The organism is Mucilaginibacter sp. P4_G9 (assembly GCF_056400985.1).
Window position 1 is genome coordinate 1 of sequence record NZ_JBFUKF010000008.1, and the last position, 25609, is coordinate 25609.

General features: G+C 42.4%; 25 protein-coding genes, 1 tRNA gene and 1 pseudogene. 12 read left to right on the plus strand and 15 right to left on the minus strand.

The genetic code is table 11. From position 1 onward, the window contains the following. Nucleotides 1-291, plus strand: a 291-nt coding sequence (locus tag AC1DPZ_RS01820; RefSeq protein ID WP_477400835.1) for a hypothetical protein, incomplete at its 5' end; no start/stop codon positions are given. A gap of 378 nt (nt 292-669) precedes the next feature. Here AC1DPZ_RS01820 and AC1DPZ_RS01825 read toward each other — a convergent pair. Continuing rightward, nucleotides 670-743 (minus strand) — tRNA-Pro (locus tag AC1DPZ_RS01825). Nucleotides 744-999: 256 nt separating this feature from the next. Between AC1DPZ_RS01825 and AC1DPZ_RS01830 the strand changes: the two genes are divergently transcribed. The 4 genes from AC1DPZ_RS01830 to AC1DPZ_RS01845 are packed head-to-tail and all read left to right on the plus strand — an operon-like array spanning nt 1000 to nt 5741. Then, on the plus strand, nt 1000-4329 hold the full coding sequence (locus tag AC1DPZ_RS01830; RefSeq protein ID WP_477400837.1) for a DUF4175 family protein: 3330 nt from the start codon (nt 1000-1002) through the stop codon (nt 4327-4329). 1 nt (nt 4330) lies between these two features. Beyond that, nucleotides 4331-4753, plus strand: coding sequence for an ATP-binding protein (locus tag AC1DPZ_RS01835; protein WP_477400838.1), 423 nt, complete (start codon nt 4331-4333; stop codon nt 4751-4753). Next, nucleotides 4753-5184 (plus strand): rRNA maturation RNase YbeY, encoded by a 432-nt coding sequence (ybeY, locus tag AC1DPZ_RS01840; protein ID WP_477400840.1) that lies wholly within the window; start codon nt 4753-4755, stop codon nt 5182-5184. The genes AC1DPZ_RS01835 and ybeY overlap by 1 nt, the downstream gene beginning before the upstream one ends. 41 nt (nt 5185-5225) lie before the next feature. Next, nucleotides 5226-5741: a glutathione peroxidase gene (locus AC1DPZ_RS01845; protein ID WP_477400842.1), complete on the plus strand. Its 516-nt coding sequence runs from the start codon at nt 5226-5228 to the stop codon at nt 5739-5741. A 724-nt stretch (nt 5742-6465) separates the two neighbouring features. Here the strand turns inward: AC1DPZ_RS01845 and rplS are convergent. From rplS to AC1DPZ_RS01895, 10 genes are all read right to left on the minus strand, one after another. After that, nucleotides 6466-6813: a 50S ribosomal protein L19 gene (rplS, locus tag AC1DPZ_RS01850; RefSeq protein WP_295720757.1), complete on the minus strand. Its 348-nt coding sequence runs from the start codon at nt 6811-6813 to the stop codon at nt 6466-6468. A gap of 188 nt (nt 6814-7001) precedes the next feature. Continuing rightward, on the minus strand, nt 7002-7247 hold the full coding sequence (locus AC1DPZ_RS01855; protein WP_477400844.1) for a hypothetical protein: 246 nt from the start codon (nt 7245-7247) through the stop codon (nt 7002-7004). A 4-nt stretch (nt 7248-7251) separates the two neighbouring features. After that, nucleotides 7252-7743 (minus strand): hypothetical protein, encoded by a 492-nt coding sequence (locus AC1DPZ_RS01860; protein WP_477400845.1) that lies wholly within the window; start codon nt 7741-7743, stop codon nt 7252-7254. Between the two features lie 41 nt (nt 7744-7784). After that, entirely contained in the window at nt 7785-8351 is a 567-nt protein-coding gene (locus AC1DPZ_RS01865; protein ID WP_477400846.1) for an RNA polymerase sigma factor, read from the minus strand. A gap of 189 nt (nt 8352-8540) precedes the next feature. Then, nucleotides 8541-9215 (minus strand): tRNA (guanosine(37)-N1)-methyltransferase TrmD, encoded by a 675-nt coding sequence (gene trmD / locus AC1DPZ_RS01870; protein WP_477400848.1) that lies wholly within the window; start codon nt 9213-9215, stop codon nt 8541-8543. 116 nt (nt 9216-9331) lie between these two features. Next, nucleotides 9332-9703 (minus strand): VOC family protein, encoded by a 372-nt coding sequence (locus tag AC1DPZ_RS01875; RefSeq protein WP_477400849.1) that lies wholly within the window; start codon nt 9701-9703, stop codon nt 9332-9334. Nucleotides 9704-9738: 35 nt separating this feature from the next. Continuing rightward, nucleotides 9739-10125 (minus strand): VOC family protein, encoded by a 387-nt coding sequence (locus AC1DPZ_RS01880; RefSeq protein WP_477400851.1) that lies wholly within the window; start codon nt 10123-10125, stop codon nt 9739-9741. A 15-nt stretch (nt 10126-10140) separates the two neighbouring features. Next, nucleotides 10141-10341 (minus strand): helix-turn-helix transcriptional regulator, encoded by a 201-nt coding sequence (locus tag AC1DPZ_RS01885; RefSeq protein ID WP_259091615.1) that lies wholly within the window; start codon nt 10339-10341, stop codon nt 10141-10143. A gap of 8 nt (nt 10342-10349) precedes the next feature. Continuing rightward, entirely contained in the window at nt 10350-10769 is a 420-nt protein-coding gene (locus AC1DPZ_RS01890; protein WP_477400852.1) for a hypothetical protein, read from the minus strand. 153 nt (nt 10770-10922) lie between these two features. Further along, the gene (locus tag AC1DPZ_RS01895) at nt 10923-12677 is read right to left on the minus strand and encodes a M61 family metallopeptidase (protein WP_477400853.1); all 1755 of its coding nucleotides are present in this window, start codon (nt 12675-12677) and stop codon (nt 10923-10925) included. A 168-nt stretch (nt 12678-12845) separates the two neighbouring features. On the opposite strand from AC1DPZ_RS01895, the gene AC1DPZ_RS01900 reads away from it, so the two are divergent. The 6 genes from AC1DPZ_RS01900 to AC1DPZ_RS01925 all read left to right on the plus strand — a co-directional run bounded on the left by AC1DPZ_RS01900 (nt 12846) and on the right by AC1DPZ_RS01925 (nt 20135). Next, nucleotides 12846-13301 carry a MarR family winged helix-turn-helix transcriptional regulator gene (locus AC1DPZ_RS01900; RefSeq protein WP_477400854.1) on the plus strand — a complete coding sequence of 152 codons (456 nt, stop codon included), beginning with the start codon at nt 12846-12848 and terminating at the stop codon, nt 13299-13301. Nucleotides 13302-13311: 10 nt separating this feature from the next. After that, nucleotides 13312-14391 (plus strand): efflux RND transporter periplasmic adaptor subunit, encoded by a 1080-nt coding sequence (locus AC1DPZ_RS01905; RefSeq protein WP_477400856.1) that lies wholly within the window; start codon nt 13312-13314, stop codon nt 14389-14391. A gap of 5 nt (nt 14392-14396) precedes the next feature. After that, nucleotides 14397-17525: an efflux RND transporter permease subunit gene (locus AC1DPZ_RS01910; RefSeq protein WP_477400857.1), complete on the plus strand. Its 3129-nt coding sequence runs from the start codon at nt 14397-14399 to the stop codon at nt 17523-17525. A gap of 5 nt (nt 17526-17530) precedes the next feature. Next, the gene (locus tag AC1DPZ_RS01915; RefSeq protein WP_477400859.1) at nt 17531-18850 is read left to right on the plus strand and encodes a TolC family protein; all 1320 of its coding nucleotides are present in this window, start codon (nt 17531-17533) and stop codon (nt 18848-18850) included. 74 nt (nt 18851-18924) lie between these two features. After that, nucleotides 18925-19278 carry a response regulator gene (locus tag AC1DPZ_RS01920; protein WP_477400860.1) on the plus strand — a complete coding sequence of 118 codons (354 nt, stop codon included), beginning with the start codon at nt 18925-18927 and terminating at the stop codon, nt 19276-19278. Next, nucleotides 19275-20135, plus strand: a complete 861-nt coding sequence (locus AC1DPZ_RS01925) for an N-acetylglucosamine kinase (RefSeq protein ID WP_477400862.1) — start codon at nt 19275-19277, stop codon at nt 20133-20135. The genes AC1DPZ_RS01920 and AC1DPZ_RS01925 overlap by 4 nt, the downstream gene beginning before the upstream one ends. A 26-nt stretch (nt 20136-20161) precedes the next feature. Here AC1DPZ_RS01925 and lnt read toward each other — a convergent pair whose 3' ends face one another. Genes lnt through rsmI form a run of 3 tightly spaced genes read right to left on the minus strand, consistent with a single transcriptional unit; the run spans nt 20162 to nt 23069 of the window. Next, the gene (gene lnt, locus AC1DPZ_RS01930) at nt 20162-21787 is read right to left on the minus strand and encodes an apolipoprotein N-acyltransferase (RefSeq protein WP_477400863.1); all 1626 of its coding nucleotides are present in this window, start codon (nt 21785-21787) and stop codon (nt 20162-20164) included. A gap of 18 nt (nt 21788-21805) precedes the next feature. Beyond that, entirely contained in the window at nt 21806-22342 is a 537-nt protein-coding gene (locus tag AC1DPZ_RS01935; protein WP_477400864.1) for a DUF1572 domain-containing protein, read from the minus strand. A gap of 7 nt (nt 22343-22349) precedes the next feature. Further along, entirely contained in the window at nt 22350-23069 is a 720-nt protein-coding gene (gene rsmI, locus AC1DPZ_RS01940; RefSeq protein ID WP_477400865.1) for a 16S rRNA (cytidine(1402)-2'-O)-methyltransferase, read from the minus strand. 148 nt (nt 23070-23217) lie between these two features. On the opposite strand from rsmI, the gene serS reads away from it, so the two are divergent. After that, nucleotides 23218-24489, plus strand: a complete 1272-nt coding sequence (gene serS, locus AC1DPZ_RS01945) for a serine--tRNA ligase (protein WP_477400866.1) — start codon at nt 23218-23220, stop codon at nt 24487-24489. A gap of 455 nt (nt 24490-24944) precedes the next feature. Here the strand turns inward: serS and AC1DPZ_RS01950 are convergent. Continuing rightward, nucleotides 24945-25598, minus strand: a pseudogene (locus AC1DPZ_RS01950) (phosphatidylserine decarboxylase family protein); the annotation flags it as partial. Nucleotides 25599-25609: the final 11 nt, after the last annotated feature.

A 25609-nucleotide genomic window follows, 5' to 3' on the forward strand; every position in this document is an offset into this window, starting at 1 on the left:
ATCCCAACTGATGTAACACAGTATAAAATATTCTGGGGAGGACATTTTATTTTTATACACAGGTTCGCTCAGAATAAGGAAAAAACCATCTTTAAAAATGGGTTTGGCACCGGGGTATTTTCTTTTAGTAATGATACGCTTAAGGAAGAAGAGCAAATATCAAATTACAGGCTTCTTCAGGGCAATAAATTTACTGTTAAAGTCACGATGAATGGTCATGACGAATATACCCAGGTGATTAATAGCGCTACAAATGGCCGATCTGTAGAAATATACAAGCGAGTCAAATAACATCCCTTATTTAAAAATGATGTGAAAATTCTTGCGTTGCGGTTGCATCACCGGCTTTACACCTATGAGTGTCGCTGCAAAGGCCATGATGCACGCGAATTCAAGTAAAACAGGATAACTGCTATAACGATGTTGCTGTCTTATTTTTGGAAGGATTTTTTCACCTTCAAATAGATTCATGACGTGATAAGGCTTAAAGATGCAATATAATCAGCATGACTGTAATCCGTATAAACACAATTTACAACTACTTGAATGCCATTCACAGACAGTAAAGGCTAACACGGAGGTCAACAGGGCAGCCTGCAAAACTAAAAAAAGCATATCCAATCGGTCCTAAAACCTTTCAAATATGCTCTTTTTTGCTTTTGTTTCCTGTCGGGATGAGAAGATTCGAACTTCCGACCTCCAGCACCCCATGCTGGCGCGATACCGGGCTACGCTACATCCCGAAATAATGTAGGGAGTGCAAATATATAATTTGCAGGTATAATTTAAAACTGTAAATTAATTACCATCCCTTTTCGACCTCAAAAAATTTTTTTCGCTTGTTTTACAACCCCAAAGCGGGCTTATGTCATTTTATTTTTAAATATTATAAGTGTATCATATTATTGCGATTTTAAGTTTTTAACTTAACGGCCTTGACAAATATTATTTGCCGATGTTTTCCGTTTAATTTTGTATCCGATACTTTAGTGCTGAACTATGCCATCTGTTGAAAATTATGAATTACTGATAGTAAAGATTAACATCTTTATAAGAAAGTATTATTTCAATAATTTTTTGCGCGGTTTAATATTCCTGGGCGCAGGCTTGTTTACGGCCTATGTTGTTATTACACTTAGCGAGTATTTCGGCAACTTTAATACCCTTTTCCGCACCATTCTTTTTTACTTTTTCATCCTGCTTAATATTGGTTTGATATGCTGGTTAATATTGCCGCCATTGTTAGCCTGGTTTAAATTGGGCAAATCACTTACACATGACGAAGCCGCCGAAATTATTGGCAGGCATTTTCATGATGTGAACGATAAGCTGCTAAATACGCTTCAGCTTAAAAAATTAGTCGCTGCCGATGTAAATCACCGGGAGCTTATTGAGGCCAGTATTGATCAAAAGATAGAATCATTAAAGCCGGTAAGCTTTCCGTCGGCTATTAACATCCGCGAGAACACCAAATATTTAAAATGGATCCTGGCTCCGGCAGCCGTTATTATAGTAATTGCCTTTGCTGCGCCATCTGTTTTAACCGAAAGCACAAAAAGGCTTATCAGGCATAATGAATATTTTATACCGGCCGCGCCTTTTAAGTTTAATGTGCTAAACAAAACACTGTCCGTTGTTCAGGGCGATGACCTTAAAATCGACTTAAAACTGGATGGGGATAAACTACCGGCAGATGTATATATAGAAACCGCCAATAATACTTTTAAGCTGGATAAAGAAACCATCAGCCGTTTTCATTACCTATTCAGCAACCTTCAGCAAAACACCCGGTTTAAACTTATGGCGAATGGCTTTGCCTCGCAATTATACGAGATTAAGGTAAACCAGAAGCCCGCCCTGCTGCATTTTGATGTGGAGCTGAGCTATCCCGCCTATCTGCATAAAAAAAACGAAACGCTGGTAAACGCCGGCGACCTGGTGGTACCCGCCGGCACCAATATTAAATGGCAGCTGCATACCCAATATGCTACCGGCATAACCTTTTTAATGAACAATGTTATACGCCCGACGCTACCCAGTGGTAACGACGTTTTTGAGCATAGCGAAAATGTTTATAAAAATGCCGTTTATAAGCTTAGTCCCCTAAATACACAGGTAAACCACAGCGATTCTGCTACCTATCATATCAATGTGGTATTGGATGAAGCGCCGGTGATCAGCGTAGAGGAGAAGCCGGATTCGGTAAGCATGAAGTCGTTGTATTTTAATGGGAAAATACAGGACGACCATGGATTTTCGGCTTTAAATTTCCATTATAGTGTACAGTCATCCGGCAATAAGGGCAATCCCAAAACGTTTATAAAACGGGTGGAAGCAGATATGAGGCAAACGCAGGCGGATTTCTTCTATTTTTGGAATTTAAAGGATTTGGGCATTAACCCCGGCGACCAGGTATCCTATTTTTTCGAGGTGGCCGATAACGATGGAGTAAACGGACCTAAAAAGGCCCGCACCCCCGCGCGTACGCTAAACCTGCCCGATGCAAAGGAGATAAATGAGCAGTTGAATGCCGGCACACAGGCTATCAAACAAAAAATGCAGTCGGCCATTAAACTGGCAGGGCAGGTTGAGCACGATTCGCAAAAACTGAATCAATTACTACTTAATAAAAACACCCTCTCTTTTGATGAAAAAAAGCAGGTGGAAGACCTACTGCAAAAACGGAAAGACCTGGAAGACCTGGTGAAGGAAATTAAGGACGACAACAAGAAAAACCTATACAACCGCCAGGAAAACCAACAACAGAACGAAGAAATATTAGCCAAGCAAAAACAAATAGAAGATTTGTTTAATAACGTGCTTGATCAAAAAACAAAGGAGTTGCTTCAAAACCTGCAGCGGCTATTAAACGAGCAGCAAAAAGATGCCACACGCGACAATTTATCCAAAATGCAGATGGATAATAAATCGTTAAAAAAAGAACTCGACCGAATGCTGGAGCTTTATAAAAAGCTGGAGTTTGACCAAAAACTGAATCAGCATATAGATCAGCTTAATAAACTGGCCGATAAGGAACAAAAGCTATCCGAAAAAACCAACCAGCAGGGCACCGATAAGCAACAATTACAGCAGGAGCAGGATAACCTGAAAAAAGACTTTGAAGATATTAAAAAAGGGCTTGATGACCTGCAGAAAACAAATGACGAGGCCGAGCATAAAAGCGACTTTAAGAACCCCGAAAAAGAAACGCAGAGTATAGACCAACAAATGGAGCAAAGTGCCGGCGAACTGCAAAAGAACAACAAGGGCAAGGCAAGCAAGGCGCAGCAGCAGGCGGCTAAAGAAATGCAGCAACTGGCCGGTAAGCTGCAGCAACAAGACCAGGAGGGCGAAAGCAAGGAAAATTCAATTGATGCGCAGCAACTGCGCGAGTTGTTGAAAAGCCTGGTAAACAGCTCTTTTAACCAGGAAAAGCTGATGCAGACATTGAAAAGCACCAGCCCTGCAGATCCATCTTATATTACGCTATCGCAAAATCAAAAGGATATTAAAGATAACCTGAAAACGGCCGAAGATAGTTTGTATGCGCTGAGCAGGCGGATTCCGCAAATCCAGTCGACCGTAAACCAGGAGATCACCAGTATTAATACCCATATTGACCAGGCGCTGGATAACCTTGGCGAAAGGCGCACAGCCGAAGCCAACCGCAACCAGCAATATGCCATGACATCCATGAATAACCTGGCCCTGATGCTGAGCGAGGCATTGGATCAGCTGCAAAAAATGATGAACAAAGGCAAGGGCGGCAAAGGCAAGCCCCAGTCGCTATCGCAGCTATCAAAAATGCAGCAGCAGCTAAACCAAAATATGCAAAAGGCGCGCGAGCAGATGCAACAGCAGGGCAACCAGGGTAAAGAAAAGCAGGGCGGCCAGGGAAATATGAGCGAGCAACTGGCCCGGATGGCCCGCCAGCAGCAAATGATAAGACAGCAACTGGAGCAGATAAATAGGGAAGAAAATAAGAATGGGACGGGTGATTTAGGTAATTTAGATAAAATTTCGCAAGAAATGGAACAAAATGAGCATGATCTCGTAAACAGGAAAATCACAAATGAAACGCTGAAGAGGCAACAACAAATTCAGAGCCGGTTATTGGAAGCTGAGAAGGCACAACAGGAACGGGAACAAGACCAGCAAAGAGAAAGTAAAACCGGCAAAGATGTACCTCCGGGGTACATAAAAGCACTGCAGGGATACCAGCAACAGAGAGCAAAACAAACGGAGCAGATAAAAACTGTATCTCCGGCACTTAATTTGTATTACAAGCAAAAAATAAAATCATACTTTGATCAACTTAATGCCAAATAATATGGAACAGGCAAATGTTCGAACCAGCGAATTATACACGTTACAGCTACCGTCGACCCCGGAGAGCATAACGCAGCTTGAAGCGCTGATAGAAGAGATTGCTGATAAACATAATGTTGCTGAGGATACCTTCGCCAACATGATGACCTGCTTAAACGAAGCAGCTATAAATGCCATTATGCATGGCAATAAACTCGATATATCAAAAAAAGTGATCGTTAATGCCGAGGTTGAGCCCAAGCGCATTATATGGACAGTGACTGATGAGGGCGAAGGCTTTGACTATGATCACCTGGCCGACCCAACGGCCCCCGAAAACCTGGAAAACCTTACCGGACGCGGCGTGTTCATTATTAAACACCTGGCCGATCAATGTATTTTTAACACTGCCGGCAACGAAATAGAACTACATTTTAAAATATAATGCCGGCCATCCAGTTTTTTGAAGAAGATATCAGCTACAAATTAAAAAATAAAACCCAGGTACGGCAATGGATAAAAGATACCATTACCACCGAGGGTTTTAAACTCAAAGAGCTTACCTATATCTTTTGTTCGGACGCGTATCTGCTGCAGCTTAACCAGCAATACCTTGATCATGATACCTATACTGACATTATCACCTTTGATAACAGCGAGACAGAAGGCAGCATTGTGGGCGATATTTTTATCTCTGTGGAGCGCATCCGCGAAAATGCTGCAAAGTTTGGGATAACCGACACAGAGGAACTTCACCGGGTAATTATTCATGGCGCACTGCATCTTTTAGGCTATACAGATAAAAGTGTTGTTACAAAGAAAAAAATGACACAGAAAGAGGATGAGTACTTGGCTAAGAGAAATTTTATTAGCTAATTTTACTTAGTCATTTGTTTAACCATCAATTATTTATAACCATGAAATTAATTACGCTAATATTAGCTTTCTTTTTAATGTCGCCCCCATCCTCGGTTTATGATTTTAAATTAAAAACCATCGACGGCGACAACTTTTCCCTGGCCAAATATAAAGGCAAGAAAGTACTTATTGTAAATACAGCCTCCAAATGCGGCTTTACCAAGCAATATAAAGACCTTGAAGCATTGGCCGAAAAATACAAAGGTAAACTGGTGGTAGTAGGCTTTCCGGCAAACAATTTTGGCGGACAGGAGCCCGGCACCAACCAGGATATTAAAACCTTTTGCAAAGAAAACTTTAATGTTACCTTCCCCATGAGCGGCAAGGTGAGTGTTTTAGGTTTGGATATTGATCCCTTGTTTCAATACCTTACCACAGCGCCAAACCCGGAATTTACCGGCGACATCAAATGGAACTTCGAAAAATTCCTGGTTGACGAGAATGGCAAACTGATACACCGTTTCAGATCGCAAACCACGCCATTATCTGACGATATTACCAAATATCTTAACTAAGGTAGGCTGGTATTATATATAGCGAGGTCCTGGGTTTACCGGGGCCTTTTTTTGTTGGGGAAGGCGACCCATGATGTTTTTGCAAAAAAAACTTTCTGTTGTGCTGAGTGGTAAAATTTCGCGAAATTCTGAAGGGGAAATGACAAACCGGCGAAAGACTTACGAAGTTTTAAAAACTTCGTAAGTCTGGGATTCTCCAACGTGTCATGGGTGGGACTCACTGTAAAAACCCAGGGAAAACAATGACATCTTAAAAAAGAGCGTCACTGCGAGAGGTACGACGAAGCAATCCCCAACTATATAAAGCGGATCTGCATAGCTACTCTGTAATTCGGGGATTGCTTCGTGCCTACCCATGACGTATTAGACTTTCAAGGTATAAAGGCCTGTCAGTCTGAGCCTGTCGAAGACTCGTGCGGAGGGGCCTTTGCCCGCTATGCTTCGACAGGCTCAGCATGACAGCCCTTTTAGTAACGTCATTCCCCCTTCAGAGTCCACGGATTTTACCACTCGCAATGACGATTAAGAGGGTTGCGTGTCACAGTTTATTCGTCATGCATCTTCGCGCTGTACAGTCTGCCAATAGATCCTTCACGGCATTCAGGATGACTAAAGCTTTTCCTATCCGCCCAATTTTTCACCATTAAAAAGGCCTTTCCCGATAAGATCAGAAAAGGCCTTTTTAAAAGCTTTTGTATGCCCTCTTAAAAAAGAGGAAGGGTAATTAAACTCTTTTTGATTTGATACGAGCTGCTTTACCGGTAAGGGCACGCAGATAGTATAATTTAGAGCGACGCACTTTACCGTGACTGTTCACTTCAATTTTATCAATGTTTGGAGAGTTAATAGGGAAGATACGCTCAACACCTATACCATTAGAAACTTTACGAACGGTGAATGTTTCTGAGTTACCTGCACTGTTACGTTGTATAACAACACCCTGGTAAACCTGGATACGTTCTTTGTTTCCTTCTCTGATTTTATAATGCACACTTACAGTATCACCAGCCTTAAAGGAAGGAAACTGTCTTTTTTCTATTGATTGCTCTTCAACAAATTTTACTAAATCCATGATTTTTAGCTCTTAAAGCGATTTTTAGCCCGTAAAAATCGGATTGCAATTATAGGGATTATTTTTTATAAATGAAAGTCTATTTTAAAAATTTCCACAATTTGCATTTTGTTAACAATTTGATGGTGATTATATTGATTCTGTGGGCGGTTTGTTTTCATTATCGGTAAATCAACGGTCAAAGATAACTAATCCTCTAAAACGGGGGCATCCGGCTTTTTTTCGGTAAAATAAGCCACCACGGTGTATCCTAAACCAATAATAAGCAGGTTAAATACAAAGTTAATAAGGGTATCACTTACCGAATGCGAGCGGCTGTCGATATCAATAAATGTATAAACGGCATAAGCAAATGCTATAGCCAATATTACCCAGCCGGCAACAGCTGCGGGAAGGTAAATAATTCCTTTGCGGGTGAACCAGTTTAATTTCATGATCTTAATTTTTAATGGAGATACTTTCTGTCATCACATAACCTATAAAAACAAACACGATAGCCAGGCTGATAAGGATCAGCAAAATGTTCCATAATTTTATTTTTACGGTGATACTGAGCTCCTTTACTTTGCGCCGATCGGGGTCAATCTGTTGAACCTGTACATGCAAAATGGATAGTACATTAATAATAATGCATACAATCGGCAAAACAAATAATACTATTGGTCCCAGGAAATCTATAAAAGGAATTTTTGCCAGGCCAGACAGCAGCGTAAACATAGCCGCAAACCATCCCATCCGGGCATGAAAAAAGTAGAACATAAATACACATAGTAAAAAATAGCAGGGCACTGCAATAAGCCAAACCCCAAGGGCTGCAGAACGGCTTGCGTTCATGATGGCCATCTTCACCGTATTTTGATGATGTGAAGGATTTATATCCGGTACTTTTAAATTTTCCATCTGCTGTAAAAAATCATCGTTATTTTTCATGTTAATTACGTTTAAAATGCATTTAGTTGAATTTGGTTGCATTAAAACAACATATTTCTTAATTTTTCTAAGCCACGGGACATCAATGATTTTACTGTTCCCTCATTTTTACCCAGGATCTCGCTGATCTCGGTATTGGTTTTTTGTTCAAAATAGCGTAGCGCCACAACCTCCTGGTACTTGATATCAAGCTTAAGCAGGTTCTGGCGTATTAAGTTATAATCATTGTATGCTTTAATCTCCTGCTCCATTATTTCCCGCTCATTATCAGCATTTTCGTGCAACAGCTTCTCCATCTGTGGGTTCTCCAGTAATTGTTGTAGCGATTGCGGTTTGTATTTGCTACTGCGGTAATATTGGTTAAGCTCGTTGGTGGCGATGCGGTACAGCCAGGATGATAAGCGAATGCCCCTCCATTGAAAAGTGCCAATCTTAAGAAACGCCTTTAAAAATGTTTCGGCGGCAATATCTTTTGAAAGGTCATAATCGCCGGTGCGGCGCATAATATACCCAAAAACAGGCTTATACCACCTATCAAACACCTGCCCAAAAGCAGCGGGCTCTGTTCTGCATTGTTCAATAAGCTGGGCTTCCTGGCTGGGGTTCATAGTTGCAACATACCTGTAATGCAATAGGCATCATTTGGTTGCAATCTAATTTAGGGAAAGTGAATGGGTTTTGGTTGAATAGGTAAATACTCATGTTTATTGAAGAACTCTTGTCGTGGGAGTGACTGTGCTTCGGTATTAAGCAAGTTACCCACTCACTTGATCCAACCTAATCAACCCCTCACCAATTTACTCCAATAAATCCGGCCTGCGCACCCTGGTACGTTCCAATGCCTGCTCAAAGCGCCATTTTTCAATTTCGGGGGTATTGCCGCTTAACAGGATCTCGGGCACCTTGTAGCCATTCCAATCGGCTGGGCGGGTGTATACAGGGGCATCCAGCATATCGTCCTGGAAGGAGTCGGATAGGGCCGACGTTTCGTCACTCAGTACGCCGGGGATGAGCCGGACAACAGCATCAACCAAAACCGCCGCCGGGAGTTCGCCGCCGGATAATACATAATCGCCTATACTTATCTCCCGGGTTACATAAATGTCGCGGATGCGTTGATCTATGCCCTTATAATGCCCGCATAAAATAATGATGTTGCCWTTAATTGATAGCTGGTTGGCAATGGCCTGGTTAAGCCGCTCGCCATCGGGCGACATGAATATCACTTCATCGTACTCACGTTCGGATTTTAGCTTTTCGATACAGGCTGCAAACGGAGGAATGGTCATTACCATGCCGCTGCCACCACCATAGGGGTAGTCATCAACGCTTTTTTGTTTGCTGGTGGAGTAATCGCGCAGGTTATGCACATGTATTTCGGCGATGCCCTTTTTTTGAGCGCGCTGCAAAATAGAATGTGCAAATGGGCTATCCAGCAAACCGGGTAATACAGAAATGATGTCGAAACGCATAGTGCAAATGTGCAAATTTCAGATTTCAAATGTGCAAATGAAGAAAAGAAATGGTTAATAGAACATCATTCGTGAAGAAAATCCTTAATCCCGGCTTTTTTGTCTACATATTAACCCTATCCTCTATGTTGATAGATTCCCCATAAATTCCCGGCTGGATCAGTAAAATGCGCTGTTATCTCTGGAAAATCTTTACCGATAGGTTGTACAATAGTGCCACCATTGGCCATAATAGACTCAACTGTAGCTTCTGCATCATCAACCATAATGGATATGAGCAGGCCGGGCTCGCTCATTGGCTTTCGCCCGGTTACCCACATGCCGCTTACCTGGCCAACGCCATCATCAAAGGAAGCGAAGCCTTCGTTGTTGATACGGATCTGCCAGCCAAAAACTTTTTGAAAAAATATAGCTGATTTGGTAATGTCATTTGCCGGAATTTCGATATAGCAGATCTTGCCATTGCCGTAAGTTGGTTCGTTTGCCATGATGATTTAATTTTTTGGCCTTTAGCCTTTTATCTTCAAATGGATTTCTGGATCTGCCAGCGATGGCCGAAGGGGTCTTCAATCTCTCCCTGGCGGTAGCCGTAATCATAATCCTGTATGGGCGATTTTATTTTTGCACCAAATGCAACGGCTTGATCAATTACGGCATGCACATCATCTACAAAAAGACCGATGGTTACCGATGGTTTATTTTTATCCAAACTAAAAAATCCCGAATACGGGGTTTCTTCGTGCAGGTGAAACATAGCCCCATTGATTGAGAGCTCGGATACGTGAATACTTCCATCATCATTACCAAACCGGCGGAGTTCCCGTGCGCCGAAGGCATTGATATAAAAACTGATATCGGTAACCCCGCCGGGAATGGCCAGCATGGGGGCAAAAATTGGTTTATCTTTCATAATTATATGGTTTAATTAATCCTCGTCATCCAATGTAAAAATTTCTTCAACCGGTTTGCCAAAAACGCGGGCTATTTTCAGTGCCAGTACAGTTGATGGCACATAGCGGTTGCTCTCGATGGTATTTATGGTCTGGCGCGATACACCTATAGCTTCGGCCAGGTCGGCCTGGGTTATGTTTTTGATGGCTCGCTCTACCCTTATGTTGTTTTTCATGGCTGTGCTTATTCCTTAATTAAACGGTTATTCTGGAATATCTTCCACCTGAAACGGACAATAAAGAATACAAGGGGAACCAGTAGGTTTAAAAACAATATATGCTCGGTATCTGTAGAAAAAACCAGGCTGATGATCAAAAACAAATAATTAACATATACGGCCCATTGCAACGAATCGAGCCGCAATTGTACTATTTGTTCATCTTCAATTTTCTCCTTTGAAAATGCTGCAATGAATAAACCAACAGCCATTAATAAGGTTGTCGACATAAAAAACAGATGCCGGCCATTAAAGATACCCATATCCGCATCGTCTGCGTGGAGACCCATTAGCTGTTTTTTGTACAATACAAAAGGGATGTGCACAAATACCAAAAAGTAACCCAAATAGCGGCACCAGTAAGGGAATAAGAATAATGGTTTCATATTTGTAAAGTTTGGTTTACCAAATGTAAAATAAACTTTACAAATGTCAAAAACATTTGACAAATTTTTTTTTCGCGCTTTTTTTAATAAGTTACTGAACACAAAAAAGGCCGGCGATAGACAGCCAGCCTTTAAAATTTTATAAAGCCCGGATTACAAACTCAACCATTTTTTTCTCACGGCCAATTGCTGGGTATTGGGATTATCTATCGATGTAATTTTATATTTCACCCTTGTGTTTTTTAGCAAGGTAACCGGCAAAATAATATTTTGGCCGTCGCGGCTTACAGTTACCTGTATTTTATCCCCGGGCTTTTTGCCACTTATCATTGTAGAGGGATCGGTAATGGGGTTGCCGTCAATGGCAGTTATTTCATCGTTTACATTAATGCCATCAATATAAGCTGCAGTACCACGGGTTACAGTGGTTACAATTACTTTTTTTGTTGCTGTTGTCGCGGTTGTAATACCCAGGGCCGCTTCATTATTGTCGGCCAGCTCATCGTTTATTTTGTAGCCGGCGTAACCCAGGTATTTATTGTAGTCAACAGGATCAAGTCCGTTAATGTATTTTTTATAAAAATCATCCAGCTTTTTGCCTGCAAACATTTCAAAGCTTTTTTTAAACTCTGCATCGGTATAGCCGCGTTGTTTGGTTTTGTAGTACGTGGTATACATATACTTCATCACATCATCAAGCGAGTGTTTTTGGTTTGAGCTGTTGATGATCTCCAGGTCGAGCATCATGCCTATTATAGCTCCTTTTGTATAATAGGATATAGTGGTATTATTGGAGTTCTCATTAGGACGATAGGCCTTGATCCAGGCATCATAGCTCGATTCGGCTACCGTTTGTACATCTTTACCCGGCAGGTTTTCCAATATGTTAAATTCATTGGCTATCTGATCCAGGTAGTTTTCCGGCGAATAAAGATTGGTACGGCGTATGGCTATCTCCTGGTAATACTCGGTAAAACCCTCGGCTATCCAAAGGTTGGTAGTATAGTTTTCATTATCATAATCAAACGGGCCTAAAACAATTGGTCGCAGGCGTTTTACGTTCCATAAATGAAAATGTTCATGAGCTACCAGGCCTAAAAAACTTTGGTAGGCTTTTTCGTTACCATAATTATCGCGCGAGGCCCCCAAAACTGTTGAGCTCAAATGCTCAATACCACCGCCCCCGCGAAGGTGATTATGTACTATAAAGGTATAATGCCGGTTAGGGTTTTCGCCAAATATCGCGACCTCCTGCTCAACAATGGCGTGCATGTCTTTTTTAAGGCGTTCCTTATCGTAATTGCCGCCTCCGTACATACACACCTCGTATTTAACGCCCGATACATCAAAGCCAAAAACATCCTGGTTTCCTACTTCGATAGGCGAATCAAACAGGATATCAAAATTAGGCGAACGCCTTACAAACGGATCGCCATTTACCATTTCTAAACTGGTTGAAACTTTTGCCCAGTCGTTATAAGGTTTTATGGTGATGGTTGATGGCGAATGCAGCATATTGGCCGGGTAAATAAATATACCGGATGTTGACAGAAAACCATGCGATGCATCGATATAACTGGTACGTACCGATATTTCATTRGCGTAAACGCGGTACCTTACCGTTATCTCCTTTATGTTTTTTGTATTAATGCGCCAGGTGTTTTTATTCATCTTGGGCRATGCCACAATTTTGCCGTTTATACTGGCGCTAAAGGCTTCTATATTTTTGGCGAACTCCCTTATCAGGTATGATCCGGGTGTCCAGACAGGCATTTTAAGGTCGAGTGTGTTTTGCTTTAATCCCGAGATATGCATTTCAATCTCGGCATAATGGGCCTGTGCTTCTGGAAACGAAACAGTATAAGATATAATAGCCGTGGCTTGCGCCTTACTGGCGGATAAATTCATAAATAGTAAAATTAATGATACAGTTGAGGTCAGCTTAATAGGTTTCATGCCCGCAAGTTATAAAAATTATGGTTTTTTAAAATATAAGGCTTTTAAGCACTTGTAAAATGGTTGATACATGTAACTATTATAAATACAGGCAGATTAAGTTTGCAATCATTTATTAAGATGAAGTTAGTAGAGCCTATATCCCGGAAACTTATACGCTTAGGTAAATTATACCTTAACGCGCTGGCCAGGCATACTGCCCACCTGGATGTTACCCGGTACCATTTTATTTTATCGCTGATCTATTACCACAACGGGCAGCTTACGCAAAACGCATTGGCGCAGATATTGGATAAAGATAAATCGGCTATGGTGAGCATCATCAATATGCTTACGGCCAAAGGCTTTGTTTACCGTGAAACCAACCCCAATGATCGGCGCGAACATTTGCTTAAGGTTACCGAAAAAGCAAAACTGGCCGTACCGCAGATAGTGAAAACATTTGAACATATTAATTCGGATATCACCAAGGGGATCTCGGCACATGAAATGAAGATATTTGAAAGCGTATTGCAAAAAATGCAAAACAATATTAAACCCCATTCAACCCAACCCGATTTAAAAATCACAAAATGATTAATGCAAAATGAGAACAAGGTATATCATTTACATAGCGCTGGCATTGCTGGTTGCTTTTTTAGTTTACAACAAGTTTTTTAGCCAAAAAGCCAAAGAAACAGCCGCTGCTAATGCCGGCGGTAAAAGCGGCAAAAGGAAAAACGGCCCTGTAGCAGTTAACATCATGATTGTAAAGGATACTGCTGTAAACAATATTATTGATGTAACCGGTAGCATTGATGCCAACGAAAAAGTAAGCCTTGTAAGCCAAACAGCCGGCAACATTACAGGTATTTATTTTACAGAGGGAAGTAAAGTAAAAAAAGGGCAGCTGTTGGTTAAGGTTTATAACCAGGACCTGGAGGCATCATTGGCACAAAACCAGTACCAGGTAACCCTGGCTAAGCAGGTTGAGTACCGCAACAAAGTATTGCTGCAAAAAGAAGCCATAAGCCAGGAAGAATACGATACCTCGCTAACCTCGCTAAACTCATTAAAAGCCGCCGCTGATGTAATTAAAGCACAGATAAGCCGGACAGAAATTCGGGCACCGTTTTCCGGGACCATCGGCTTACGGAATGTTAGCCCGGGCAGTTATTTATCGCCGGCCGCCCCTATAGCGCAGCTTGTAAATATAGATCCTGCAAAGCTTACTTTCTCTGTTCCTGAAAGGTATCTTTCTATCCTTGGTGCAGGCAGTAAAGTGATGTTTAATATAGAGAGCTCAAGGGAAAACTTTACAGGTACTGTATATGCTATTGAGCCATCAATAGATGTTAACTCGCGTACCATTACCGTGCGTGCAAAGGCGCCCAACCCCAAAGGGTTATTAACCGCAGGTAGTTTTGCCAAAATAAATTTAACGCTCGATCAGATTCCTAAAACCATCCTGCTGCCAACGCAAGCTGTAATTCCTGATTTAAAAAGCAGCCTGGTTTATATTTACCATAATGGAGTAGCTATCACTAAAGCGGTAAAAACCGACATGCGAACCGATACTAAAATACAAGTTATAGACGGCCTAAAACCCGGCGATAGTGTTGTTGTATCGGGCCTTATACAAATGCGACCAAAAGTTCCTTTAAAAATTATTAAAGTTATTAAGTAACCGTTATGAGTTTATCCTCAGTTAGTATAAAAAGGCCGGTATTGGCAACAGTAATGTCAGTAGTTATTGTTGTGTTTGGTATTATTGGCTATAAATTTTTAGGTGTGCGGGATTTCCCTTCGGTAGATCCGCCTATTATTTCAGTATCCACCAGTTACTCTGGCGCCAATGCTGATGTAATTGAATCGCAAATAACGGAACCACTGGAGAAATCCATTAACGGCGTGCCCGGTATCCGCAATATTTCGTCAACAAGCTCTGTTGGGCAAAGCAATATTACGGTTGAATTTGATTTGGATGCCGACCTTGAAACTGCCGCTAACGATGTGCGCGACAAAGTTTCGCAGGCACAACGCCAGCTTCCGCAGGATATTAACGCCCCGCCGGTAGTTACAAAGGCCGATGCCAGCGCTGATAATATAATAACCCTTACCGTAAGCAGTAATACCCGTAATATTACCCAATTGGATGATTATGCCGAAAACGTTTTGCAGGAAGGCCTGCAAACCATTCCTGGTGTAAGTACCATTAACATACAGGGACAGCGGCAATATGCAATGCGCCTATGGATTGACCCTAACAAACTATCGGCCCTGGGCCTTACCGCAACGGATATTGGCGCTGCCCTTGCAAAGGAAAACGTGGAACTTCCGGCAGGTAAAATTGAGGGCAATAATACCGAGGTAACCATAAGGGCCCTGGGTAAATTATCAACCGAAAAAGATTTTAATAACCTCATTATCCGCGCTGATAGCAACCGGGTGATCCACCTTAGCGATATAGGTTACGCGGTTTTGGGTTCGGCAAATGAGGAAACCATATTTAAGGAGTCGGGTGTGCCAATGGTCGGTTTAGCCCTTGTGCCACAGCCCGGTGCCAACTATGTACAGATAGCAAAGGATTTCTATGTCCGCCTGGAACAGATCAAAAAAGATCTTCCGCCAGATATTTCGGTAAAAGTAGCATTGGATAATACCCGGTTCATCAATCAATCCATTACCGAAGTGCAGGAAACACTTCTCATTTCGTTTGTGCTGGTGGTAATCATCATTTACCTGTTCTTCAGGGATTGGCTCATTGCTTTCCGCCCGCTGATTGATATCCCGGTATCATTGATAGGAGCGTTCTTTATCATGTACGTTTTCGGGTTTTCCATCAATATTTTAACACTGTTGGGCATTGTATTGGCAACGGGATTGGTGGTTGATGATGGTATTGTGGTAACAGAAAATATCTATAAAAAGGTTGAGGCCGGTATGGCAATCCGTAAGGCGGCCTTTGAAGGCTCGGCCGAAATCTTTTTTGCGGTAGTTTCTACCTCGGTAACTTTGGCAGCGGTATTTTTACCTATTGTATTTTTACAGGGCTTTACAGGCAGGCTGTTCCGCGAATTTGCTGTAGTAGTTGCCGGGGCGGTATTGATATCAGCCTTTGTGTCCCTTTCGTTAACACCGATGCTGAACGTTAAACTGATTCGTAAGAATAACAAAAAATCAAAATTCTACGAAAAAACGGAGCCGTTCTTTGTTAACATGACCAACTCATATACAGAAACACTGGTTAAGTTTATGAAGGTAAGATGGGTTTCGTTTGTAATCCTCGCAGTATCTTTATTAATTATCGGGATACTTGTAAGGGTGATCCCATCAGAGCTTGCACCGTTGGATGACCGCAGCTTATTACGTTATAGTGTTACGGGATCAGAGGGCGCAACATATGAGTATATGACCCGATACATGGATAAGGTATCGAATCTTGTGGAGGATTCGATTCCCGAGGCCAATGTTAACCTGGAAATCGTTTCTCCATCTTTTGGCGGTGGTGGCTCAGCTAACTCAGGCTTTGGCCGGATTGGTTTGGTGGCGCCGGATAAACGAACGCGAACCCAGCAACAACTGGCCGACTGGATGAACAAAAAGCTGGGTAAAATGCCCGATGCCCGMGCCATTGTAATACAGGAGCAAACCATAAGCGGTGGTGGTAGCGGTGCGCGTACTTCATTACCGGTTCAGTACGTTATACAAAACCAGGATTTTGAAAAGATTCGTGCGGTATTACCGAAATTTTTTGCCGAAGTATCCCGCAGCCCTATTTTCCAGGGAACAGATGTGAACCTTAAATTTACCAAACCCGAGTTAAGGGTGGTTACCGATCGTGACCGCGCCCGTGATTTAGGCGTATCTGTAGATGATATAGCCCAAACATTGCAATTGTATTATAGCGCCGGCCGGTTGGATTACTTTTTGATAAACGGAAAGCAATACCAGGTAATTGCCCAGGTTGACAGGGCCAACCGCGATCAGCCGCTCGACCTGAGATCGGTGTATGTACGGAGCAGCAAGGGAGGTTTGGTACAGTTGGACAACGTGGTAAAAACTACCGAAGGTGCAACCCCTCCGGCTATTTATCATTTTAACCGATATAAGTCGGCCACTATACAAGCTGGTTTGGCTCCCGGCAAAACCGTTGGTGATGGTATTGCCGAAATGGACCGCATAGCGAAAAGCCTGCTTGATGAAACGTTTAGTACTGCTTTAAGCGGACCGTCTCGTGATTATGCCGAGGGATCATCAAATATTCTGTTTGCCTTTGGCTTTGCCCTCTTGCTGATATATCTGGTATTAGCAGCGCAGTTTGAGAGCTTTATGGATCCATTTATCGTGATGCTTACTGTGCCGTTGGCTATTTCGGGGGCATTTATGTCCTTATGGTTATTTAATCAAACACTTAATATTTTCAGCGAGATAGGTATAATTACCCTGGTAGGGCTGGTAACCAAAAACGGGATCCTGATTGTTGAATTCGCTAATCAACGTATGGAGCATGGTATCACCAAATACGAAGCCGCCGTTGAAGCCGCCACGGCCCGTTTACGCCCCATATTGATGACCAGTTTGGCCGTAGTATTGGGTTCGGTGCCTATAGCATTCGCGTTGGGCGCAGGGGCAAAAAGCCGGGTATCATTGGGTATTGTAATTATGGGCGGTATGCTGTTTTCCCTGGTATTAACACTGTATATCATTCCAATGATGTATGTGATCTTTGCTTCAAAAACACGTCGCGATCCCGAGGAAGAGCTGGAAGAAGAATCAAAACCAAAGAAAAAACCAATAAAACTTATTGAAAATTTTTAAGCGATATGATCATTAAAAAAATAGCTTTCCTGGTTTTTTGCTGTACCTTTTGGGGTACAAATACTTGGGCGCAGGATGCACCGCTGCTTACATTAAAGGATGCGGTTGAAATAGCTTTAAAAAACAACTATAATATAAAGTTATCGCAAAACAATAAAACCATTGCTGCCAACAATGTTACACTGGGCAATGCGGGTATTTTACCGCAGTTGAACGGCAATTTTGCATCAACCAACAGTCGCCAAACAACCAAGCAAACCCGTAGCGACGGTACCGTGAACAACATCCGCAATGCGGCAAATACCGGCGTTAATTATGGCGTGGCACTTAACTGGACCATTTTTGATGGTTTTAATATGTTTGCCACCTATGACCAGTTGCAACAGCTGGATAAGCTGGGCGCTTTACGACTGCAGGACACCCTACAAAATACGGTTGCCAATGTGATAGGCACTTATTATGATCTTATCAGCCAAAATGAACAAATAAAAGCGTTGAAAGGGGCTATTGATATTTCGCGTACGCAACTACGTTATGCCAATGATAAGTTTCACGTTGGCCGGGCATCAAGACTGGATGTTTTAAACGCGCAGGTAAATTTAAATACAGATACCGCCAACCTGGTTACGCAATACCAGCTGTTTAAAACAACCAAAATTCAGCTAAACCAGATCCTGGTGCGCGACCTGCAAACCGACTTTGCTGTAGCCGATACCATTGTGGTTGATGATAAGCTGATATTGGGCGATATTTTATCAAAAGCCCAATTGCAAAATCCGGCTATTCTATCTACACAGATAAACCGCCGCCTGGCCGAGATCAACCTGAAACAGGTAAAATCAACCCGCTACCCGCAGGTGGCTGTATCATCCGGTTATACCTTTAGCAATAACAAAACCCCGGCAGGTTTTACTTTACAGCAAAATACGCGTGGCTTAAACTACGGCTTAACCGCTACCATTAATATTTTTGATGGTTTCAACCAAACCCGCCGCGAACGAAACGCCAGGATACAGATAGACAACGCAAATATTAATGCAAAGCAAATTCAGCTGAATATAGAAACCCAGGTGAACAGCCTTTATGCCGCATACCTATCGGGGCTTGATTTGATAAAATTAGGACAGGCTAACGTAGTGATAGCCAAGAAGAACCTGGATATTTCGCTCGAAAAATATAAGCTGGGCAACATCACCCCCCTGGAGATCCGCGAAGCGCAACGCAACTACCTTGATGCGCAATCAAAGTTTTTTGCAGCCCAGTACCAATCAAAGCAAGCAGAAATTACACTTAAACAAATAACCAACACCATAAATATTCAATAAAAAGGCATATTTTATAATTTGTTTGTAAAAAGATATATATTTGATGTATGTCTAACCCCTACAAAATTTGCTTATTGATCGATGATAACTACATCGACAACTTTGTTACGCGTAAGGTTTTAGAGGCCAGCAATTTTGCGGAAACTATAATTGTGCGCCAATCGCCCGCCGAAGCTATTGATTCGCTCAGGTTGGGAATCGTTAAACCGGATGTTATCTTCCTTGATATCCGTATGCCTACAATGAGCGGTTTTGAGTTTTTGGAGGAATATGACCTGTTGGAAATTGATAAGGAAAGCATAAAAATATTTATGCTTTCATCTTCGCTTGATCCTACTGAAATGGAGCAATCGGCAAACAATAAATATATTACTCAGCATATACATAAGCCATTAACCACAAAAGCCCTTGAAGAACTTAGTGCATGATTTTAGTAGCTGATAGCGGATCTTCAAAAACAGACTGGTTGCTGCACGTCGGTCAGCAGGATTCGGTGTCTTTTAAAACCGCGGGCTTAAACCCATATTTTTTGAGCGAAAAAGAAATCGCCAAGGTAATTCACGATCAGGCACCCGGCATGCTTGCCTATGCCGATAAGATTGAGGAAATCTATTTCTTCGGAGCGGGTTGCTCGAGCCCTGACAGGCACGAGATTGTTTCCAATGCTATCAGCCTGTATTTTCCCAAAGCATATGTATCTGTAGATAGCGACCTTTTAGGTTGCGCCTATGCAACCTGTGGTCATGAAAAGGGCATTTGCTGCGTGATGGGTACCGGGTCAAACATATCATTTTTTGATGGGGAGGAAATATTTGAAGGCCAACATGGCCTGGGTTATGTTTTGGGCGATGAGGGCTCGGGCACATGGTTTGGCAAAACCCTGATTACCGATTTTTTATATGGCCGGATGCCAGAGGTAATCAATACAAGGTTTGAAGAAGCCTATCACCTGAACAAAGATATCGTCATCAAAAATGTTTACCAAAAGCCTAATGGTAACACCTACCTGGCTTCTTTCTCAAAATTTGTAAGTGAGATAAAGACCACGCCATACGGGCAGGAAATTTTAGAGCGGGGGTTGATGGAGTTCATTAAAACCAACATTAAATCGTACCACGAATATCACAAATACAAGTGCCATTTTGTAGGGTCCATAGCCTACTTTTTTGCCGAAGAACTTATCGCGCTTTGCCATGAGCAAGGTGTAAAAACCGGCAAGGTTATTAAGCAGCCAATAAATGATCTGATGGCATTTATTTTAAAGCGGAACGAACAGCTGGCGTAAATAACCCGTTATTTCAACATTTTCATTTACGCTGCTGCTACCCTCTTTTTCAACCGCGGCTTTACTATAATAAACAGCATTAGTAATACGGCAATTCCGCTTCCTGCTTTTGGTAAATAATCGCCATGCTGAACGTAAAATGTAATATCGGAGTTAAGGTTGATATCCTGCTTGATAGCGGTTTTTGTCCACCATTTGGTTTGTTGTACAATATCGCCGCGCTGGTTAATAAAAGCCGAAATACCTGTATTTGCAGAGCGGGCTACCCACCTGCGGGTTTCGATAGCGCGAAGCTTGGCATAATCCAGGTGTTGATCTTTCCCTGATGTATTTTCCCACCAGCCATCATTAGTGATAACAGTGATAAACTGGGCTCCCTTTTTTACAGAACGGGCCACATATGCCCCCCAGATAGATTCAAAACAGATAACAGGATCAACCCCGATGCCGCTTTGCGAATAAAAAACATCCGCATCCGGCTGACTGCCATAAGCACCTGTAGCGCCCCCCAAATGTTCAAAAACTGGTTTTAAAAATGATAATACATTACCAAATGGCAATGATTCGGCTCCTGGCACTAACCTCGATTTATGGTAGAATTGTACCTTGTCGCCATTTTCGATATTAAGCGCCGAGCTATAGCTATCGGCAAATACGCCTGGTTGCAATGTTGGGCTTGCGGTTGGTGTGGCGCGGCTATTAAATAACCGGTATGTTTCACTCCCGGTTACCAGGTTTCCATTTTTATAATTACGTAACAAATGATGGGCCTGCTTATAGTATTGGCTTTCAAGAATCCTATCCTCATCTATATAGCCGGGAATGGCGGTTTCGGGCCATAAAAAAAACTCCGTATTAGGCTGTGCCACACTTTGCGACAGGCGGATGAGAATATCTATCTGTGTTGCTACAGGTATAGTTCCTCCTTTTTCATAAGGATCAATATTAGGCTGAACGGCTACTATGTTTGAAGGGTTTTTTTGTTCGGTATAATTGTAGTAGGTGTATAACGAAAAGCATATTGGCAGCAGCAATGTAAGCACAAAAGCACTAATAAGCTTAAGCCTTACTTGTTTTGTTTGGGCTTCGCGCAGGCCTGCATAAATTAAAAAAGCCAGGATATTTGCAGCCCATACCCAAATTGTACCCCCATAAACTCCGGTATACTCATACCATTGAACCCATTGGTGGGTTACAGCAAACCCGTTTCCTAAAGTCATCCAGGGGAAATTCAAATCCCAGCTTTGGTGCAGGTATTCGTAGCCAATCCACAAGCATACCAAACCGGCCAAACCCAAACTGCGGTTGGTTAAAATACGCAGGCGGTAATACAACCAGCATGCCGTAGCCATCAGCAACGGACCAAGCGCGTATGGTATTAATGTAATAGGGATAGCCACTAAATTGCCTACCTGCTTAAGGGCGTTATATACCCAATAGATAGATGCAGTGTTCCAAACAAAAAAGCCGATAAAGGTTACGTTGAAGATCTGCTTACCTTTTTTGGGGGATGCTGATTGAATAATGTTCTCCATCGCCAGTAGCATCGGTACAAAACCAATAAAAAGCAGGAAAGTGGTATATGGGGTAGGCGGCCATGCTATCCACAGTAATAAGCCGGAAAGTATAGCTAACGGAAGATTTTTTTTCATTAAATATATTATGTAGATCTATTTGACTGCACCGTCGGGGTTTGAAAATTTATCTGCATTAAACGTTTCCGATTTGCCTTTAGGGATTGATAACGACTTCCATTTTGAACCGGCTATCATTTTCCCAATAAATACAATCTGACCAACATGATATGGATAATGTGCAAGCTGCCTGTTAATAGAGTCCACAACGGTATGCGCCTCATTACGGATGTAAATAACTTTTTGCCAATCATCCGGAGCTATGGAGTTTAAAGCAGCAAACAGGCATTCCCAGCCCTCGTTCCAGATACTTAGCAGTTCGGCACGGGTGTTAATTTTATCTTCAAACTCGGCATCCCTATGGCGCCATGGTTTTTCTCCATCGGCGTTTAAAAAATCAGTCCAGCGCGATAGCATATTGCCCGATAGGTGTTTAACTATAATGGCAATACTGTTGCTTTCTTCATTAAAACGCCAAAATAAGTCGGCATCATTCAATTGCTCAAATGTTTGCTCTCCAAGCATTTTGTAGTACGCAAATCGCTTTATGGCGCTATCTAAATAATTTTCCATAATCGCCTTATTCTTCGGTTTCTTCGTCCCTGTACTTATCCTTTGATGATTTTGCTTCGGCCCCTGCCACACACATTACAAACTCGCCCTTTAAAGGATGCGTTTCAAAATATAGTTTAACCTCGGCAACCGTGCCCCGTACAGTCTCCTCGAACATTTTGGTTAGTTCGCGCGATACCGAGATCTGTCTGTCGGCACCAAAATAAGTAGCCATTTCATCCAGTGTTTTTAATAAACGATGGGGTGATTCGTATAGTATAATGGTGCGCTCTTCCTGTGCCAAAAACTTGTACCGGGTTTGCCTGCCTTTTTTCAATGGCAAAAAGCCCTCAAAGCAAAATCTATCTGTAGGGAAGCCTGAGTTTACCAACGCGGGTACAAAAGCCGTAGCGCCAGGCAGGCATTCTACCGCGATATTAAACTTTAAAGCTTCGCGAACCAGGAAAAAGCCGGGATCGGATATGGCGGGTGTGCCGGCGTCAGATATCAGCGCGATATTTTTGCCCTGCAGCAAAAACTTAATGATCTCGTTTGATGACTGGTGCTCATTATGCTGGTGATGTGCAAATACTTTCTGGTGGATATCGAAATGTTTTAATAGCGGGGCCGATGTGCGTGTATCCTCAGCCAGGACCAGGTCGACCTCCTTTAAAACACGGATCGCCCGGAAGGTGATATCCTCCAGGTTACCAATTGGGGTGGGTACTAAGTATAGTTTACCGGGCATTTATACGTTTTTTGTCGATGGCCATAGTCGATGGTCCATAGTTTTTTAGCTTCAAAACCAAATCATTATACGTAATTCCAGGAGCCATCGACTATGGACCATGGACTATTAACTAAAACAAATTATATCTTTGTCAAAAAATAAAATAATGCTGCAAGTTAGTTATATCCGCGATAACAGGGAACAGGTTTTAGAACGTTTGGCTGTAAAAAATTTTAAACAGCCCGAACTGGTTGATGAGATAATAGGGTTAGATGATAAACGTCGTTCAACTCAAACCAGTATGGACAACGTTTCGGCCGAGGCCAATGCAGCTGCAAAACAAATTGGCGAGTTGATGCGCGCCGGAAAAAAAGCCGAAGCCGAGGAAATAAAATCAAAAACAGGCGCCTGGAAAGAAGATATAAAAAAGTTTGGCGATCAGTTAGCGGTTACCGAAGACGAACTATACCAAAAACTGGTTTTGCTGCCCAACCTGCCACACAGCTCGGTACCAAAAGGGTTAACCCCAGAGGAAAACGAGGTGGTTTTAGAGAACGGAACAGTGCCTCAATTACCCCAAAATGCATTGCCTCATTGGGAGCTGGCTGCAAAATACAGCCTGATAGATTTTGAACTGGGTGTTAAAATAACCGGCGCCGGTTTTCCGGTATATAAAAATAAAGGAGCCAAATTGCAACGCGCTTTGATTAATTATTTTATTGACGAAGCCGAAAAAGCGGGCTACAGCGAAGTTAGTGTACCGCTGATGGTTAATAAAGACTCTGGTTTTGGAACCGGGCAACTTCCTGATAAAGAGGGGCAGATGTATTTTGTAAATGAAGATGAATTATACCTGATCCCTACCGCGGAGGTGCCAATTACCAACTTATACCGCGATGTGATATTAAAGGCAGATGAATTACCGGTTAAAAATTGCGGGCACACGCCTTGTTTCCGTCGCGAAGCCGGTTCATACGGTGCGCACGTACGTGGGCTTAACCGCCTGCACCAGTTTGATAAGGTGGAAATTGTGCAGGTTGTACACCCCGATAAATCATACGAAACGCTGGAGCTAATGAGCGCCCACGTACAAGGCCTGTTGCAAAAACTGGGCTTGACTTACCGTGTGCTTCGCCTTTGCGGAGGGGATATGGGCTTTGGCTCGGCTTTAACTTATGATATGGAAACCTGGAGTGCCGCGCAACAACGCTGGCTTGAAGTTTCTTCTGTATCTAATTTCGAGACGTTCCAGAGCAACCGCCTTAAACTGCGTTTCCGCAATGCCGAAGGTAAAACACAATTGGCGCATACACTTAATGGCAGCGCACTGGCTTTGCCCCGTATTGTGGCTACATTACTTGAGAACAACCAAACCGAAAAAGGTATTAAAGTGCCCGAGGTGCTGGTCCCATATACTAAGTTTGAATGGATTGATTAACCCTCTGCCTCATTCAGGAGTTTTGGAAAAGAGAAAGGCCGCGGGAATCCGTGGCCTTTCTCTTTATATATATGTATTTGTTGTAAAATCCGGGAGGGGCTAAAGAAGTGACGTTTGAAAGATTTGTCATTCAGCATTGTAAAGAATCTATTAGCATACTTTACAATGCTAAAAAACACGGCGAATAACAGATCCTTCACAGCGTTCCAGGATGACAAAAGGGTGTTGTCTTATTGTTAGTAAGATTACTCTTCCGTCTTCTTAGGCTTAGCAGCAGGCTTCTTTTTCGGGGCGACCTTTTTTTCCGCCGGTTTTGGTTTTTCAACCTCAGGATGATCAATAACCAATGGTAATTCCTGCTGATGGCTTTCATTGATGATCATGGTTGGCTCAGCATCATTAACCGGCATTACTTTGGCGGCTATTTTTTCTGTTACTGCCGTTAAAGCACTTGGCAGTTCGGCCAGGATGGTTCTGCCGCCTTTTACAACATCGCCAATGTTTACTAATATTTTGGAGCCTAATGGTAAAAACACGTCAACCCTCGAACCAAATTTGATAAAGCCAAATTGCTGACCTTGCTCAACAATATCACCCTCCTTTACATACCATACAATACGGCGGGCCAAAGCACCTGCAATTTGCCTGAATAATACCGATACGCCCTCGCTGTTTTGAACACAAATTGTGGTCCGCTCATTCTCGGTTGATGATTTGGGATGCCAGGCTACCAGGTATTTACCTTTGTGATATTTAAAATAGCTTACCACACCGGCAATCGGGTTGCGATTTACGTGCACATTTACCGGCGACATAAATACCGATAGTTGGATCCGTTTGTCTTTTAAAAATTCTGTTTCTTCTGTTTCTTCAATTACTACTACTTTTCCATCGGCAGGGCAAAGCACAGTAGTTTCATCGGTACTGATATCAAGGAACGGACTGCGGAAAAACTGCACAATCACCAAAAAGAAAAATCCCGATAAAATGTAGATGATCCATTTTAGCGTATGCGCTTGCGGGAAATAAAACTGTATCAGCGCATTCAGCACAAAAATGAACAGTATGGTGAGTGCCAGTGAAGTGTATCCTTCTTTATGAAAAGTCATATTATAGATGA

Excerpts from the sequence above, each read along its gene's own strand:
- lnt (WP_477400863.1), bottom strand. The coding sequence starts at position 21,787 with ATGAAAAAAAATCTTCCGTTAGCTATACTTTCCGGCTTATTACTGTGG.
- AC1DPZ_RS01865 (WP_477400846.1), bottom strand. The coding sequence starts at position 8,351 with ATGAACCCCAGCCAGGAAGCCCAGCTTATTGAACAATGCAGAACAGAG.
- AC1DPZ_RS01880 (WP_477400851.1), bottom strand. The coding sequence starts at position 10,125 with ATGAAAGATAAACCAATTTTTGCCCCCATGCTGGCCATTCCCGGCGGG.
- AC1DPZ_RS01935 (WP_477400864.1), bottom strand. The coding sequence starts at position 22,342 with ATGGAAAATTATTTAGATAGCGCCATAAAGCGATTTGCGTACTACAAA.
- AC1DPZ_RS01925 (WP_477400862.1), top strand. The coding sequence starts at position 19,275 with ATGATTTTAGTAGCTGATAGCGGATCTTCAAAAACAGACTGGTTGCTG.
- AC1DPZ_RS01885 (WP_259091615.1), bottom strand. The coding sequence starts at position 10,341 with ATGAAAAACAACATAAGGGTAGAGCGAGCCATCAAAAACATAACCCAG.
- AC1DPZ_RS01915 (WP_477400859.1), top strand. The coding sequence starts at position 17,531 with ATGATCATTAAAAAAATAGCTTTCCTGGTTTTTTGCTGTACCTTTTGG.
- AC1DPZ_RS01830 (WP_477400837.1), top strand. The coding sequence starts at position 1,000 with ATGCCATCTGTTGAAAATTATGAATTACTGATAGTAAAGATTAACATC.
- AC1DPZ_RS01860 (WP_477400845.1), bottom strand. The coding sequence starts at position 7,743 with ATGAAAAATAACGATGATTTTTTACAGCAGATGGAAAATTTAAAAGTA.
- serS (WP_477400866.1), top strand. The coding sequence starts at position 23,218 with ATGCTGCAAGTTAGTTATATCCGCGATAACAGGGAACAGGTTTTAGAA.
- ybeY (WP_477400840.1), top strand. The coding sequence starts at position 4,753 with ATGCCGGCCATCCAGTTTTTTGAAGAAGATATCAGCTACAAATTAAAA.
- AC1DPZ_RS01905 (WP_477400856.1), top strand. The coding sequence starts at position 13,312 with ATGAGAACAAGGTATATCATTTACATAGCGCTGGCATTGCTGGTTGCT.
- AC1DPZ_RS01900 (WP_477400854.1), top strand. The coding sequence starts at position 12,846 with ATGAAGTTAGTAGAGCCTATATCCCGGAAACTTATACGCTTAGGTAAA.
- AC1DPZ_RS01835 (WP_477400838.1), top strand. The coding sequence starts at position 4,331 with ATGGAACAGGCAAATGTTCGAACCAGCGAATTATACACGTTACAGCTA.
- rplS (WP_295720757.1), bottom strand. The coding sequence starts at position 6,813 with ATGGATTTAGTAAAATTTGTTGAAGAGCAATCAATAGAAAAAAGACAG.
- rsmI (WP_477400865.1), bottom strand. The coding sequence starts at position 23,069 with ATGCCCGGTAAACTATACTTAGTACCCACCCCAATTGGTAACCTGGAG.
- AC1DPZ_RS01855 (WP_477400844.1), bottom strand. The coding sequence starts at position 7,247 with ATGAAATTAAACTGGTTCACCCGCAAAGGAATTATTTACCTTCCCGCA.
- AC1DPZ_RS01845 (WP_477400842.1), top strand. The coding sequence starts at position 5,226 with ATGAAATTAATTACGCTAATATTAGCTTTCTTTTTAATGTCGCCCCCA.
- AC1DPZ_RS01875 (WP_477400849.1), bottom strand. The coding sequence starts at position 9,703 with ATGGCAAACGAACCAACTTACGGCAATGGCAAGATCTGCTATATCGAA.
- AC1DPZ_RS01890 (WP_477400852.1), bottom strand. The coding sequence starts at position 10,769 with ATGAAACCATTATTCTTATTCCCTTACTGGTGCCGCTATTTGGGTTAC.